Origin of the sequence: Paraburkholderia sp. BL9I2N2 (genome assembly GCF_004339745.1) — a bacterium.
GTDB lineage: Bacteria > Pseudomonadota > Gammaproteobacteria > Burkholderiales > Burkholderiaceae > Paraburkholderia.
Genome location: NZ_SMGP01000001.1, coordinates 3,212,079 through 3,227,512 on the forward strand (window position 1 = coordinate 3,212,079; position 15,434 = coordinate 3,227,512).

The 15,434-nt window shown below is 58.7% G+C and carries 15 protein-coding genes; 1 reads left to right on the forward strand and 14 read right to left on the reverse strand.

Annotation, left to right across the window (positions count from 1 at the left end; genetic code table 11):
• Positions 1-12: 12 nt before the first annotated feature.
• The 9 genes from B0G74_RS14875 to B0G74_RS14915 all read right to left on the reverse strand — a co-directional run bounded on the left by B0G74_RS14875 (position 13) and on the right by B0G74_RS14915 (position 9,780).
• Positions 13-1,425 (reverse strand): aspartate ammonia-lyase, encoded by a 1,413-nt coding sequence (locus B0G74_RS14875; RefSeq protein WP_132375573.1) that lies wholly within the window; start codon positions 1,423-1,425, stop codon positions 13-15.
• Positions 1,418-2,401: a LysR family transcriptional regulator gene (locus B0G74_RS14880; protein WP_132375575.1), complete on the reverse strand. Its 984-nt coding sequence runs from the start codon at positions 2,399-2,401 to the stop codon at positions 1,418-1,420. Before B0G74_RS14880 ends, B0G74_RS14875 begins: the two co-directional genes overlap by 8 nt.
• Before the next feature lie 67 nt (positions 2,402-2,468).
• Positions 2,469-3,866: an MFS transporter gene (locus tag B0G74_RS14885; RefSeq protein ID WP_207915648.1), complete on the reverse strand. Its 1,398-nt coding sequence runs from the start codon at positions 3,864-3,866 to the stop codon at positions 2,469-2,471.
• Positions 3,867-5,247: 1,381 nt separating this feature from the next.
• Complete coding sequence (locus B0G74_RS14890) at positions 5,248-5,547, reverse strand: hypothetical protein (protein ID WP_132375577.1); 300 nt, start codon at positions 5,545-5,547, stop codon at positions 5,248-5,250.
• Positions 5,548-5,852: 305 nt separating this feature from the next.
• Positions 5,853-7,124, reverse strand: coding sequence for a CDF family Co(II)/Ni(II) efflux transporter DmeF (gene dmeF, locus B0G74_RS14895; RefSeq protein ID WP_132375579.1), 1,272 nt, complete (start codon positions 7,122-7,124; stop codon positions 5,853-5,855).
• Between the two features lie 8 nt (positions 7,125-7,132).
• Positions 7,133-7,408 (reverse strand): metal/formaldehyde-sensitive transcriptional repressor, encoded by a 276-nt coding sequence (locus B0G74_RS14900; RefSeq protein ID WP_132375581.1) that lies wholly within the window; start codon positions 7,406-7,408, stop codon positions 7,133-7,135.
• A gap of 210 nt (positions 7,409-7,618) precedes the next feature.
• On the reverse strand, positions 7,619-8,962 hold the full coding sequence (gene chrA, locus B0G74_RS14905; protein ID WP_132375583.1) for a chromate efflux transporter: 1,344 nt from the start codon (positions 8,960-8,962) through the stop codon (positions 7,619-7,621).
• Positions 8,963-9,167: 205 nt separating this feature from the next.
• Complete coding sequence (locus B0G74_RS14910; RefSeq protein ID WP_132375585.1) at positions 9,168-9,362, reverse strand: hypothetical protein; 195 nt, start codon at positions 9,360-9,362, stop codon at positions 9,168-9,170.
• A gap of 109 nt (positions 9,363-9,471) precedes the next feature.
• The gene (locus B0G74_RS14915; RefSeq protein ID WP_132375587.1) at positions 9,472-9,780 is read right to left on the reverse strand and encodes an acylphosphatase; all 309 of its coding nucleotides are present in this window, start codon (positions 9,778-9,780) and stop codon (positions 9,472-9,474) included.
• A 558-nt stretch (positions 9,781-10,338) separates the two neighbouring features.
• Between B0G74_RS14915 and B0G74_RS14920 the strand changes: the two genes are divergently transcribed.
• On the forward strand, positions 10,339-11,076 hold the full coding sequence (locus tag B0G74_RS14920; protein WP_132375588.1) for a hypothetical protein: 738 nt from the start codon (positions 10,339-10,341) through the stop codon (positions 11,074-11,076).
• Positions 11,077-11,179: 103 nt separating this feature from the next.
• On the opposite strand, the gene B0G74_RS14925 is transcribed toward B0G74_RS14920, so the two are convergent.
• The 5 genes from B0G74_RS14925 to B0G74_RS14945 all read right to left on the reverse strand — a co-directional run bounded on the left by B0G74_RS14925 (position 11,180) and on the right by B0G74_RS14945 (position 15,392).
• Entirely contained in the window at positions 11,180-12,058 is an 879-nt protein-coding gene (locus tag B0G74_RS14925; RefSeq protein WP_132375590.1) for an NAD(P)H-binding protein, read from the reverse strand.
• Positions 12,059-12,194: 136 nt separating this feature from the next.
• Positions 12,195-12,479, reverse strand: a complete 285-nt coding sequence (locus B0G74_RS14930) for a hypothetical protein (RefSeq protein ID WP_342960078.1) — start codon at positions 12,477-12,479, stop codon at positions 12,195-12,197.
• A 60-nt stretch (positions 12,480-12,539) separates the two neighbouring features.
• Positions 12,540-13,361: an IS21-like element helper ATPase IstB gene (istB, locus tag B0G74_RS14935; protein ID WP_035508514.1), complete on the reverse strand. Its 822-nt coding sequence runs from the start codon at positions 13,359-13,361 to the stop codon at positions 12,540-12,542.
• Positions 13,358-14,857: an IS21 family transposase gene (istA, locus tag B0G74_RS14940; RefSeq protein ID WP_132375591.1), complete on the reverse strand. Its 1,500-nt coding sequence runs from the start codon at positions 14,855-14,857 to the stop codon at positions 13,358-13,360. Before istA ends, istB begins: the two co-directional genes overlap by 4 nt.
• Before the next feature lie 103 nt (positions 14,858-14,960).
• The gene (locus B0G74_RS14945; protein WP_132375593.1) at positions 14,961-15,392 is read right to left on the reverse strand and encodes an HD domain-containing protein; all 432 of its coding nucleotides are present in this window, start codon (positions 15,390-15,392) and stop codon (positions 14,961-14,963) included.
• Between the last annotated feature and the right edge of the window lie 42 nt (positions 15,393-15,434).

Sequence of the window (15,434 nt, forward strand, 5' to 3'; positions counted from 1 at the left end):
CGCAGCGAACGCTTACGCGTCAAACACAGGATACGACGCCTTGCGAATTGCCGCGAAGGTGTCTTCCTTGGAAAGCAGGCCGGACTCGTCCAGAATCGAGACCAGAGAGCGGCCTTCGACCACGGATTGGCGCGCAAGCTTGCTTACACGAGCGTAGCCAATCTTCGGAACGAGTGCCGTGGCAACCGCCATGGATTCCATCAAATGCTGCTCGTTGCGCGCAATATCGGCCTTGATGTCCTTGACGCACTTCTGCGAGAAGCGCTGAATGCCGTTTGTGAGCAGCGCAATGCTGTCGAAAACGCGCGACGCGACCACGGGCTCGAAATGGTTGATTTCCAGTTCGCCGTACTGCACTGCCTGCGCAACTGCAACGTCATTTCCAACAACCGCGAAGCTCAGCTGAATCATCGCCATCGGCAGGACAGGATTCACCTTACCCGGCATGATGGATGATCCGGCCTGCGCTTCCGGCAGCTTCAGCTCTCCAAGGCCGCCAACAGGACCCGACGACAGGACCGTCAGGTCGGATGCGATTTTCGCGAGAGATACAGCACACGTGCGAAGTTCAGCCGAAACGCGTGAGAACACATCCATGTTCTGCATTGCATCGAACGGATTCGTTGGCGCGTGATAGTCGACTCCGGTGATGTCGCGAAGGTGCGCGTACACAGCGGCACGGTAACCGGCGGGCGCGCCGAAGCCGGTTCCAATTGCGGTGCCACCCAAAGGAAGTGTTCGGAGCTTATGCCGGACCGCCATGAGCTCCTCTGCCAAACGCTGTGTCAGAGACGCGTAGCCTCCGAACAGTTGACCCAGACGCATGGGCTGGGCGTCCTGCAGGCAAGTCCTGCCGAGATGCAGTATGTCAGCGAACTCGGTGGCTTTGCTATCAAACAGGGCAGCAAGTTGTGTGAGCTCTTCGATCAACGGGTCGAGCATTGCGTACGTCGCAATTTTCAACGCCGCCGGATAGGCATCGTTCGTAGATTGGGACAGGTTGACGTGGTCATTCGGATGAGTCACTTCATAGTTTCCGGCAGCGTGACCTAAAAGCTGCTGGGCGCGATTGGCGATGACCTCGTTGAAGTTCATGTTGGTGGATGTCCCGCCCGACCCCTCCATCAGGTCGACCACGAACGAAGCGTCAAAGTGCCCCTCGATGACTTCCTGGCACGCTTTGACGATGGCCTCGCATTGCTCTTTGGTCAGAACCGCGTTGTCGCAGTTGGCCAGAGCCGCAGCCCACTTGACCTGGGCGAAAGCGTCTCGGAACTGCGCGTAGTGGGCGATGTTCAGAGACGAAACCGTGAGGTTGTCAACTCCGCGAACCGTGTTGACTCCATACAGCTTGTCGCCTGGAATGGTGACTTCACCGACATAGTCACGTTCGACTCGCTGTTCACCTTGAGTAAGCTTATTCATAAGAATTCCTTTCGCCAACGGTAATAAGTTTCTCTATTTCTCCGCCTAAGGCTTTCAGCCTCGGCAAGAATGACGTTTCAATGACCTCGCGCGCGGTATCGCACGCGTCATCAAAAAATGCGTTGTATTCGTCCCTGCGCGCCACCAGGTACAGAGAACGCTCGAGACCCAACTTTTCAACTACATGGATAGCGACGTTGCCTGCATGCGTCACCCCCTGAAGATGGCACATTGGGGACGTGATGGCCCATCCAATTCCTTCCGCAACCATCGAGGTCAACGCATCGGCGTTGTCCAGTTCAAGCCGGTTCGGAAGCCGCACTTCAATTCGTCGCAAATATCGCTCAATCTGCATCCCAACCTGTGAAGTGCGATTGAATCGAACAATGGGCAAGCTGTTGCCAAGCGCTCGTACATCCTCGACGGTTCGCACGGGTCTCCTCAGTGCCTTCGGCGTTATGACGAAGTAGCGCTCCGAAAAAAGTCGATACCGAACCACGTCATTCGCATCCATTAACGGGTCGCTCGTGACAATCAGGTCGAGGTCACGCCGCAGAAGCGCTTCTCCCTGCTGGGGACTCAACCCGGTACGTATCGACAGCTGCGAAACTTTTCCCAGCAAGTTCTTTGTAAATACTGAGCCGCAAGTAGACGCAAACGAATCGACCAGCCCGATACGCAAGTCCGGCTTGATGCCTCGTCCGGCTTCTACGACCTGCGCCTTCAGATTCGCAATCTCTTCGCTTAAAACGGCGCCGCGATTTCGAAGTGCGATGCCAAAGGGTGTTAGCGCCAGCGGCCTAGTCGTGCGGTTGACGAGGACGACGCCCAATTCTTCCTCGAGTTGCCGAATGATTTGCGACACACCTGATTGAGAAATACCCAGCCTGGCTGCCGCCGACGACATGCTTCCCTCTTCGGCGACGGCGACAAAGACCTGTACTGCATGCATATCGATGGGTTTGATTGGCGACATGGCGCGTCCTGATAAGAGCGTACTGGCCTGTGTTCCCGCGTCCGGACCGCCAATTCTCTATGGGCAATCAGAACCGTGTTTTGCTGCGTCTCAACGCTGAGGTAGCGATGGATACGTCATGTCGCTCCTCAGCCATTGGTTGGTCTTCGCCCGCAACGTCGGACTTTACGTCCGAGAGGTTTTCCCCACCCGTCTCCGGAGCCAGCACATGGCAGAAGACTCCGCCGACAAGCAGCACCGCAACACAGACACCTAACGCAGCGTGAATGCCAACATGCTGAACTGCGAGCGGCAGCAGGAATGTGCTGATGGCCGAACCGAAACGGCTTGAGGCGACGGCCAAGCCGACGCCGGATGCTCGAAGGTGGGTCGGGAAGAGTTCGGGCGGATAGACGAATTCGAGGTTTGCCGCGGCTGACAGAATGCATGCGAAGAGCCCGAACGCCAGCATCGTGCCGATGGGTCCAAAGCTGGCGTAGGCGAGCACAGCCAAGGCAAGCGCCGCAAAGTAGAAGGTCCCGATGAGGAACATGCGACGGGAGAGCTTATCGATAAGCAGCAGGCCAATCACTGCGCCGGCAAAGAGCAGGATGTTGTAGACGAGGCCGCCCACGAACTTGTCTTTTACTTGCAGCGCCTCAAGAACCTTCGGTGAAAAGGTGCCCAACGCAAAGTAAGGAATGACTTGGCACGTGTAGAAGACGCAGCCAACGATAGTGTTCTTGCGCCAACGCGGTGAGAAGAGTTCCGACCAGGCGCCGCGCGATTGTTGAGGCGCCATGGTCTGCTTCGAAAGCATGACTTCTGGACCGAACTTGCGATGGATGATGGCAAGCGCTTCATCGCCGCGGCCACGCTTCATCAGCCACATCGGCGATTCGGGCACGATCAGCCGGAACGGAAGAATCAGCAGGGCCGGAACTCCGCTTGCCGCCAGCATGAGGCGCCATGCGTCAGGGCCGATATCCCGCATCGCGAAGCCGGCCAGGTAGGCACCGACGTACCCGGCGGCCCACGCCGCCGCGAGCACGCTAAGCAGACGCCCACGATAGCGACGAGGCGAATATTCCGTCACAAGGGATTTGCTTACCACGTAGTCGGCGCCGAGAATGAACCCGAGCACGAGGCGCAAGACCAGCAGCTGCTCGGGCGACGTCACGAAATACTGGGCAGCGGAGACCACCGCGAAGAGCAGCATGTCGAACGCAAAAATCGTCCGACGGCCGTATTTGTCCGCAATCGGGCCCGCCAGCATGCTGCCAAAGAAGAGCCCTGCAAGCGACGCCGCCCCAAGCAGTCCCATCCATAGGGCATCGAGATGAAGCGGACCGGCAGCCATGCTGACGGCAATTCCGATAATTCCCAAGACGAAACCATCACTGAATTGCCCGCCCGTTCCGCTGAAGGCAACTCCCACGTGGAAGGGGCGAAGCGGCAAGTCCTCCAGCAATATGTGTTTGTTCACAATCGTCTCCTGTCTCTCGTTCTGGTGCTCAAGTGAAGAGCACCTTGGAAACCAGTTTATGGTGACGAATTCAGAAAAACAGCATGTTACGACCTAGTATCACTAATTCTAATACTGCCCCGCAGCGGCGTTGAATTTGGGCTAACCCGAAGAAGCGGCCCCAAAAAAACGGCTTTCGCGGACGACAAAAGGCGGCCGGAGAACCGCCCCGCCCTGGATACGCGACACGACTCCACTATCCTTCGCAGCCCTCGACGCAATACTTGAAGCGTAGGTTGCTAAAGGAGCATGACAATCTTCCCGTAGTTATCCTTAGCGAGTCGCATCGATCGGATGTTTGAGAGCAAAGAGGATGCGCAGGTCGTCCCGCCTGATTCTGCGTGGCGTCGGCGGCGGCCGTCCCTTGTGCGAGAAAGGCGCCGTAGACTGCAAGCAGTAGCAGCCAGCACACGAATGATTATCAAGGATGTCATATAGACGGCATTCAACTATCGCATCTTGCGGTCAACATAGACGCGCCCTACTCTGAATCCGGCTGAACATAAAGCTTCGGGTCGGCCGCAATTCTGCAATGTCATCTGGAGCACCCTCCCATCCTTCGCAGTTCGTAATGGAGCAAATATGGACGACAAGATGATTGCAGCGATTGTGACTCGGAAGTGGCCACTCGCCCAGGGTTATCACGCAGTCGAATTGCAGATAAAGCACCGGCTGGAACTACCGTCGTTCGAAGACGGAGCGATAGTCGACCTCGCTCGAGGCAATGGAAGCCGAGCCGTGCGGTCGTACCCGCTATGGCACGCTCCCTCACGACGTGACGCGTTTTTACTGGGAATCCGGCAAGAGGACGATAGCGAGACGGCACGAGCAAGTTCAGAATTCTCGTGGAACCGAGGAGACGAAATTTACGTAGGCGTTCCGCGAGACACTGCCGTTGTCATAGACCAAAGCGCGCGCTACATCCTGTTCTCAGCTGGCGTTGGAGTCAAAGCTATCGCAGGTGTGGCAAGGCATATCGCATCAGTGGCGGGATGCTGCCTGGAAATTCACAATTTCGCTAGAACACCCGAGCGAGCTGTCTTCCGGACGGATCTGGACGAACTTCGCGACCATGCTCAGGTTAACCACCGAATCGGTCTAAGCGAGGCGCAGATTGCGAACGCTACGGCTCACGCATTGAGCCCCACCCACGCGAACTCACATGTAATCTGCAGCGGACCACCGGCGTTCATGAAGCTTATCGAATGCCAGGCGCTTCAGTGGGTCTACCCCTCGAACATGCATAAAATTGTGCTTGGCGACAGAGTATTCGGAAAGTGATATTGCGGCGCGATCGCTTCCACGATACGAGCTCTATCACTGAGCCCGCCACAACGATGCATCAGTCATCGTCATCGTCATGGTGGTGCTTGTACCAACCACGATGCCGGCCATTGTCATGCCAACGCCGCTCCTCCCGGTATTCGTCCTGATATCCGTAGCCATAGGCCGGTACTGGCGCGTAGACGACGGGCGGCGATTGGTAGACGACCGGAGGCGGTTGATAGACGACGGGAGGCGGTGCCGCGTAGACTGGGCCGGGCACGCCAAGAAAGACGCCGATGTCCGCGTGAGCCAGTGCCGAGCTGGATGCACATCCCAGGGAAACTCCCAGCGCGGTTAAAACCAATACGCGTTTCATGGTGCTTTTCCATTCAGATTATGCGGACCGCCTGAAAGGGTCCGGCACAACATCGTAGACGGCGCGGAAAGTGCTCGGTGAAACCGAGTAGTCTCTCCGGTAACCGTTTGTAATACGCGGTATGGCTCACTGGCGGGGCCGTGCCAAATTTCTGACCGGTCCGGCGCTATCGCGAGGCGGCGACGTTCTTCGTTTGCGGATTGTCGTCGCGGCGAGCACGCCAAGAATGATGGGAATGGGCTTGCGATATCGCAGTAAGAAAACACCCAACGGACAAGCTGGTCTTACCCTCGAAAGAGCATGGGTCAGGCCGCCGCCTGTGATGGTCGCACTTCAACGGTGACATGCGACAGCCCCTTGAAGCGCTCGAGTACTGCATGATAGAAACGCGAGTCTCGCTGGGGTTCACCTGTTGCCACCGACACCACCGCACTCATGTGACCTGGACCCACGCGCCATACGTGCAGGTCGACGACCTTGTCGCCACGGTCCTCAATAGCATGACGCACGTTCTCTGCCATACGTCGATCGGAGTTCATGTCGAGCAGGATTGCGCCCGTGTCTCGCATCAAGCCGTATGACCAGTTTGCAATCACCAGCGCACCAATCACGCCCGCCAGGGGGTCCATCCACAACCAGCCGAACGCGCGCGCCAGCACCAGACCGATGATGGCCAGCACCGAGACCGCCGCATCAGCCATGACATGAATGTAGGCTGACCGGATGTTGTGATCACGGGTCGCAGCCTCATGCGCGTCGTGGCCGTGCTCATGCTCTTCGAACTCGACTTCGTGTTTGCCATCCGGCATTCGCACGATGGCCTTGAAAGCATGCGGCTCGGGAATGTCTTGCTTCGATTCCAGATAGCCGCCACGATCCGCCAGCGCGAATACCTGTTGCGTCCCATCGGGCCGTACCGTCGTAACGGACACCGCTGAAGCGTCCAGTCGTGAACCCTCCGTCGCCGGTGTAATGCGGAAAACGGGTGGCACCCCATCTTCGAAGATGGAAACGGCAAACACACCGGACGGCGCAAAAATCTTTCGCACCTCGTTTTCATGAGCATGGTCGTCGTGACCATGCTCATGGCCATGACCATGACTATGGCCGTGGTCACCGCCGCTCAGCAGCCACACGCTTGCCAGGTTGACCAGCAGGCCGACCACCGCGATAGGAATCGCTTCGCCGAAGTGAATGGGTACCGGCGACAGAAAACGCGACATCGCCTCGTAGCCAATCAGCACTGCAATCATCGCAAGCACGATGGCGCTCGTGAACCCCGCAAGGTCACCGAGCTTGCCGGTACCGAACACGAAGCGGGAGTCGGTGGCGTGCTTGCGCGCGTAGGTGTACGCCAGCGCTGCAATCAGCATTGCTCCAGCATGCGTCGACATATGCAGGCCGTCGGCGACAAGCGCAAGCGAGCCGAACATACTGCCGCCAACGATTTCAACGAGCATCATCGCGCTGCACAGCGCAATCACAGCCCATGTCTTCCGCTCGTTCTTTTCATGACCGGCACCCAGAAAGATATGGTCATGTCCTGCGCCGAATGCGGCGTCTTTGAAATCATTCATTTCGAAACCTACTTGAAATAGCTGTGAACAACCTCGATGAGCTGTTCGGTCGCACTGCCGGCCGGCTCTTCGCCGTCGTTCGCATCGACAAGGTGATTCCTGATGTGGTCCTCCAGCACCACGGCAAGCAGGCCGTTCATCGCTCCACGACAACTCGTAATCCGCTGCAGGACATCCGAACAACCATGCTCTTCCTCAAGCGCCCGTTCGATGGCCTCAACCTGCCCCTTGATACGGCGAACCCTGTTAAGAAGTCTTTGCTTTTCTTGAACCGTATGACTCATCGTGCTCTCCAGATACCCCCATGGGGTATATTATTGTTTGGAGTCTACCATAGGGGATAGGGGTATTGTTTCGTTCGTGGCAGCCGGGTGCCGCAGGCGTCTCGCCAAGGGCACTGCTCGTGGTCGCAGCCTGCGGTAAAAGCCTATTTGATCTTCTATTGGCGTGCGACAGCGTAAGCAGCAGCGGCGACTGCTGCTGTAAAAGGCGGCTCAAAAAACGAACAGTCTCAGCGCGAGGCCGATTACACCGCATGTCAGCACGACCGGTATTACCCCGACCTTGAACCGGAACAGCGCGATACCGGCAGCCACACCTATAAGCAGCGAGGACCATTCGAATCCACCATGCATGCCATGCGGCCACAACACGTGAAGGGCGAAGAACACGGCAAGGTTCACGATGACGCCAACCACAGCGGAAGTGATGGCTGTCAACGGCGCAGTAAATTTCAGATTACCGTGGGTCGTTTCGATGAAGGGACCGCCGAGCAGAATGAACAGGAAAGACGGCAGGAACGTAAAGAACGTTACGACGATGGACGCGACGACAGCAGAGGCCATTATTGCGTCCGGTCCGAACACTGCCTTGCTCCAGCCGCCAACGAAACCAACGAAGGAAACCACCATGATGAGCGGTCCGGGCGTGGTCTCGCCGAGCGCCAGGCCATCTATCATCTGCAGTCCGGTCAACCAGTGGTAGTTATCGACTGCACCCTGGTAGACATACGGCAACACCGCGTACGCGCCCCCGAAGGTCAGCAGGGCGGCCTTCGTGAAGAACCAGGCCATTTGCGTGAGTGTTCCCGTCCAGCCGTACACAAGCGAAAGTACCGCGATGGCCGCGAGCCATATAAGCATGAAGGCAGCAAGCACGACAGTGAATCGCTTCCATGTGAAGAGCGCGTGCCGGGGAGTGGGTGTGTCGTCGTCAAGCAGTGCGGGACCGAACGCCTTGTCACCGCCCTTGTGCCCTCCACCAACAACGAATCTGGATGGAGCGTACTTGCCTCCAAAGTGACCGACGATCCCGGCGACCAGGACGATGAGAGGAAACGGGACGTTTGCAACGAAGATAGCGACGAACGCGGCCGCCGCAATCGACCACAGCCACGCATTCTTCAGTGCGCGAGAGCCGATCCTGTACGCGGCGAAGACGACAATCGCCGTGACCGCCGGCTTGATGCCGTAAAGCACGCCTGCCACAGCCGGAACACTGCCGAAAGCCATGTAGACCCAGGATAGTCCGATCAGGATGAAAAGCGACGGCAGGACGAAGAGGCCTCCTGCAATCACGCCACCCCACGTGCGATGCATCAGCCAACCGATGTAGGTGGCGAGCTGCTGCGCCTCTGGTCCGGGAAGTACCATGCAATAGTTCAATGCATGCAGGAATCGCTTCTCGGAAATCCAGCGTTTTCGTTCGACCAGGTCCTGGTGCATGATGGCAATCTGCCCGGCCGGACCTCCGAAGCTGATAAAGCCTAGCTTGAGCCAGTACCAAAGCGCCTGGCCAATGGTGACCGACTCGACCGCCTGAATGCGCTGATTGCTCATTTCGTTGTCCGGCACCGGTTGACTTTGTTGCACTTGAAACTCCGAATGCTTCAGCTTGCGATTGAATGTTCAGCGGTGAGCCGATACCTCGGCGGCGTTACCCCAGAGCGGTGGTCCAAATCGCGCAAGCGGTGCGGCTACGACGCCGGGTTTCCCATAGCGATTGGCAACGGATACTGAACGGAGAAAACTACTACGGAATCGTTCAGAAGTCCGTCCACCTCCGTCGCGTGGCGGCGCTCTTTTCCACCGCAGCGAAATGCGCGAGCAGCGAGTCAAGCATTTGGCTCATTTCGTGCAGCAGTTCGTCCTCGCTCAGCCCGCGCTGTATGGCGCCAGTCATCACCGCCTCAAATCCCGCCTTGGGACGCACGTCGTGACGATAGACGTCGAGACACACCGCGCCTACTTTCCACTCAAAAACTTTGGCGGGCAGGCGATGCTGCGAATCTTACAGCCGAGGCTTTAGAAAGGCTCACGCGGCGCGTGCGGCCCTGACGACCTTGCACCTACAACGTGGGCAGCCGCTCGAAGTTGTCAAAGCGGGCAAACGGTGGCGGAATTTCGGTTACCTCGAGCTCATCGACGAGCGCTGCCGACATGCCCTCACCGAGCCAGGCGCACATGACCGCCAACTGCTCCGGTGAACCCTGCAGCATCACCTCCACCGAGCCGTCCATACGGTTGCGGACCCAGCCGGTGACGCCCAGTTGTCTCGACCGTCGTACACAGGCCTCCCGATAACCCACGCCCTGCACCTGGCCACGGACCCGAACCAATCGGGTCTCCAGGAGCTCATCTTTATCTTCAGATTCCATGGGTGCATCCGTCTCATGAATTTTGACTCTGCCGCTACTCCGTGAATTTACACCTTGTTTCAAGCCGTTCGCCCCAACGCCGATGACCGTTCGCCCGAGTTGCCGATCGGATGTTCAAGTCGACGCAGAGCAACGCGGCACCCGAAGCGGGGTTAACATCGTCGGCGGCCGGCCTCCACCCGCGATTTACAAGGTGTCGTTTATCACTTTTTTACTTGTTGCCGAGTTTCAAGGCCGCCTAGAATCTCTAGGAATATCAAACAGAGGACAGATGCCGTGGACAATCGATGTCGTCGATTTCCTAACAGTTTCGCTGCCTGAGCGACAGGACCTCCGCGCCCGTTTTTACCAAACCGCCGTTTTGCCAGCAGGCAGACCTTGCGCGCCGTGGTGACTCTCTCTGTGCACCTCAATTAGCGCCATATGGCCGCAGCGATTGCGTGCGTCCGCATGGCACTGCGTCGTGACGCGTCAACTCTCGCCGCTGCGTTCGTTAGCACCTTTTCGAATCACTGGCGTGGGCAGACGCGTGCCCCCTCACTAAGACACGAGAAGCCTATGCATGCAGACAACGCCGCACTTGCAGCGGAATACCAGCAGTACCTTGGCGAGGCCGAAAAATGGTTCCGTCACGCGAAGGAAGTGACACACGCCGGGGTTGACACCAAGAGCGCCCGAGGAGTCGCGACGGGGTACACCGGCGAGCCGTATGGCCCACTGGCAGTATTCAACGAATGGGCCGACCGGCAGTTCGCGAAGCAACTCGCGCCGGGATACTTTGACGCCGCGAATCTGAGCGACCGTGCCGCGTTCGACGTTTGGCAGGCTGAAATGGTGCGGGATATTCGCGCCCATTGGTCAAAGAAGCGCGTGTTTGGAACGCGCGGCAAGACCCATCCAATCGAATTCCCACCCCTGCCGTTTCTGCAAGCTTCGCGGCTGGCCAACAGTTTCATCAAGGCGTTGCGCGTCAAATGCAATAAGCGGCCGCACGTACTCGAGGCAATTTTTGCCAACGGACACGTGGTGCTGAATGCGCCGACGCTGGCCGTGCTCCGCGACCTGCACACGACACTTCCGGAGTACAACTTGCTGCAAAGCGAGGCCGAAGTCCAGCTAAGCTATCGCTCGATTCAACAGCGCGCGCGAGACTTCTGTGCGGAATATGGCGGCTCTCCACTACTGCTCGATGTCTTCGCTCGTAACAAGCGGCCGGACCTTGAAGGCAAGGACCTAGATTCCCGCTCTTCTCTGGTTGGCCGGTCGCGAAGTCAGGTCCAGCTCGTAACTTCTTGAAGAATGGCGGCGTTTGTTTCGGCGAGGGGGTCATACCTTTTCGATAACGAGTTGACGAGTTCTTTCGACCGACCACTGGTCGCGAACTACACAAAGGCACGCGCTACACGAACAGTTCACGATTGGCCCGGACAAAGTCTTCAACGGTCCCGGGGGCTTTCCCGGTGACTTGTCCGATGACGCTGTCCTCGCCAACGAAGACGCCGTTCTGGTAGTCAACTGCGACTTCTATGAAGTGCTGAATTGTGAATTCGGGAAGGTCGTATTTTTCAAGGTGCTCGCGATACGCTTCGAGGGTGGTCGGACTGTAGGTGATTTGTCGTCCGACGATGCTGCTCAATTTCTCGGCAATCTCTTGCTGGCTCACTTCCACGGGGCCGCAGAGCTCGTAGGTCTTGCCAATATGGTCGTGAGGATTGGAGAGAACTGCAGCGATGAAGCGCGCCTGGTCCTCCGCCGAAATCGGAGCGTGCCGGCCTGTTCCGTACGGAAGAGCAATCGTCCCGTCTTGCACTATCGTGTCGAGCACCCAGGGGAACGTCAGCCACTCCGAAAAGAAGGTCGGTCGGATGTGGACAACCGGAACGCCGGACCAGTCCAGAATGCGTTCGGCAATCCAGTGGTCGCGTGCGGCGTGGCTTTTTGCGTCTTCGCGCGCGGATATTTGCGACATGTTCACAACGACTCCAAGCCCGGCGCGGCGTGCGGCGTCTGCGAAATAGGCGGTAGCTTGAATGAAGCCCGGGCGCACCGGGTAGCAGAGGTATGCGCCATCCATCCCGGCAGTGGCGCGAATGGCGTCGTCATGCTCGAGCAGGTCTCCTACGACAATTTCCGCTCCGGCTTGTCTCAGCGCTTCGCTGCGCTCATCCTCTTGGCGCACCAGAGCGCGAACGAGATGTCCAGCGTCGAGCAGATGACGAACCGTGTGGACGCCGGTTTTACCAGTGGCGGCAGTAACCAGCAATTTGAGTTGTTTCATGGTGACTTTCCTTTTGAACAATTGAGCGCGCTCGCGACGAACGCATTGAGTCGGTTATGGACCGAGTCCCTATCTCTCATCGAGCATCCAGCCCGAAGACCAAACGAGTTCAAGCCGAGCTTCCTCGGACGACCCTTCAGCTCTCGAAGGGAGCGTGGTCGATGAGGTCGCAGACGTCTGGGGACTCGAAGCCGTGCACGTGGCGGTAGCCAATGTCGACCAGTCCGGTACCCGTCGCGGTATGCGGCTTTTTTCGTACGACCTCCGCCAAAGCGGTCTGAAATGCGACCTTGAATCCATCTCGTGGGTAGAGTTGAAGCACGTCGTCAATAAACGAGGGTGCGATCTCATCGAACCAGAGCCCAAACACATCGACATGGGCACCCATATGCACGAGGGCGACTTCTGTGTAGATTGTCAATTACGATGGCCGCCCGGGCGACAACTATCTTGGCCGGTCGACGGGGTTAGTTGTCGCTGCTCAACTCGGCATAGTTGTCGCTCCTTCCGATTCGGGGTGGGGTAATTGACGCCGCCGCGCGCGCTTGTTGTCGTCGGCGCTGCGACGCCGGTAGCTTTCCACGTTCAGCTCGAAGATCGTCGAGTGATGGACCAGTCGGTCGATGGCGGCGACCGTCATTGAGGGATCGGGGAAGACATCATTCCAGCCGGAGAACGCGGCGTTGGCCGTGATGAGAAGGCTTCGACGCTCGTATCTTTCCGCAATCAATTCGAACAGCACGCTCGTTTCGGCCTGGTCCTTTCTGACGTACGACAGGTCATCCAGGATGATCAGATCGAAGTGATCGAGCTTGGCGAGCATCGATGGCAACTGCAGGCTTTGGCGTGCCGCCTGCAGCTTCTGCACGATTTCGCCGGTGCGTGTGAACAGCACCCGGTACCCGGCGTCGATCAGCGCATGACCAATGCCGGAGCCTAAATGGCTCTTCCCGGCACCCGGTGGCCCAAACAGCAGGATCGTGGCGCCTTTCTCGAGCCACGAGTCGCCGCTCGCGAGCGCCATTACATGTGCCTTGGACACCATCGGTACCAAGCCGAAGTCGAAGGCCTCGAGCGTCTTGCTCGGGTCCAGATGCGATTCGACGCGATGCCGCTCGATGCGCCGTTTCGCGCGCTCGGCCAGTTCGTGCTCGAGCAGCGCGCCGAGCAGGCGCGTCGATGGCCAGCCTTCCTTGTCGGAGCGCTGTGTGAACTCGGACCATAGCCGCGCGATCGTCGGCAAGCGCAACTCGGTGAGCATCAGCCCCATACGGGCGGCATCGTAAATTGCGGGCGCGTTCATACCGATGCCTCCTCGCCAAGCAGCGTGTCGTAGAGAGCGGCCGTCGGCACGTCCACAGCCACGTCTGGGCATTGCGCCTGCCGCGGCGCAAATTCATTCTGTAGTTGCTCGAGATCGGGCAGCTCGCCAGCGGCGAGCAACGCCTCGAGCCGCTCAGCAAGAACGGCCTCGACTCCGTGATTCGCGGCCAGTTCCAGTAAGCCGACCATGGTCTTGCAGGCTTCGCGCTGCGTGAGCCGAGCCTCAAGCCGCTCCCACGTCCGGCGGTACGCCTCGCGCGGAAACAAGTCGTCGCGAAACGCCAGCCCCTTGAACGCCTGGGGCTTGCGCTTGAGCGCCTCAATGAAGTGCCGGTAGTCGAGCTTGCGACGGCGGCTATTGGCCGCATGCGAGCCCCGTGCTGTGCTGTGCACGAGCGCGCCGGACAGATAGCAGTCGAGGTGATCGGCATAGACGCGCACCTTCAGACGGTGACCAATCAGGCGCGACGGCGCGCTGTAGAGAATGCCCCGCACGGTGAAGGTGCCACAGCGTGTCACGCGTGCTTCCTCTTCGATGAAGTCGGTCGTGCGATGTGCGGGCAAATCCTGCAAATGTTCGCGCTCAGCGTTAAACGCCGCTGCGTTACGACGGTTACGGCGCATGACGACGTCGCGAACAAACGCCTCATAGGCAGCACGATCGTCGAAGTCGCGATGGCCACGCAGCATCAGCGCCTGGTCGATCGCCTCCTTCAGATGGCGGTGCGAGGATTCCACACTACCGTTCTCATGGGCCACGCCGACGTTATTGCGCGTGCCGGCCATGCCGTAATGCACCAGCAGTGCGTCATAGCGAGCCGTGAAGTCCTCTTCAGTCTGCAAATTCTTGAACGCTGCCGATAGGCTGTCGGTGCGATGCTCATGTGGGCAGCCGCCGGCCTGCCACAGCGCGTTCTGTAATCCGGTGGAGAGGGCCTCGAAGCTCTCGCCACCTTCGACGACATAGGCATATTCCCAGTGCGAGAACGCGAGCACGAAGTGATAGAGCCGGTGATCGAGGGGCGCGTCGGCGACCGTCACGCGCAGATCCCGCATGTCGGTAAAGTCCGAGAGCCCCTGCACGCCGGGCAAGTGCTGCTGCGGGAAGAAGATCTCCTTGCCAGGGCCCTCGAGTGCGCGCCATTGGCTGACGCGCCGCTCGAGCGTCCGCCGCATGCTGTCAGGGAAGAGGCCGGGATGCGCCTCCTGTAGCTTGCACAGCAACGTGATGGCCTTGAGCCGGGGCGCGTGGCGCAGCAATGGCACGACCTCGCTCTCCCAGACTTCCGCGAACGGATCGTGACGTGTACGCCACGCGCGCGATGGCTTCTGCGACGGCAGACGGCCGTCATGCTCGATGCGCCGGGCCGTGCGAACGCTCATGCCCGCCATCGCCGCGGCGACTTCCTGAGTGTGATGTTTGCGCTTGCTCATATAGAGTCGGACCTGCTGGTCCGTCACGTAGGTTCCAGGCATGACTGTTCGCTTCTTGTTCGACGCGATCAGCCATCGTAAAACCCCGCTACTCCGGCGCCGCCGGTAGTTCGTCGTCTCCGGCGGCTACGCCGCCTTCGACTCCTCACCACCGGCCAAGGTAACTGTCAAAGGACCGGCCAAGATAATTGTCGTTCTCTACTTCTGCTTCCCTGCGCTCCGCGATGCCTGCGCTGGAGTGCAGCGCGATGCCGTCCCAGACGAGTTGCGCTTTCGATTCCGGATAGTCGTTAGCGAGAAGAATCCGACTGGCAGCGTTGGCGCCATCGACTTCGAAGCGCTGGTCCGCTGCGAACTCAGCCGTAAGCCCCAGGTCGTGGAGCAGTGATGCGAGATACACCACCTCTCGGTCGTATTTCAGTCCTCGGACCTTGCCAAGGAACTCGGCGAACCACCACGTACGGTGCACGTGCCCCAGCATCGATTTCGAATGGGCACGCTCGACGATCAAGGCGGCTTGACGGGTGAAGACGGAATCCGGAGCAGTGAACTGTCCGATAGTGACAGGCGGAATCATGAGCGCCCTCCAAAGTGTGAAGTTGACGGTTTCAGAATATCG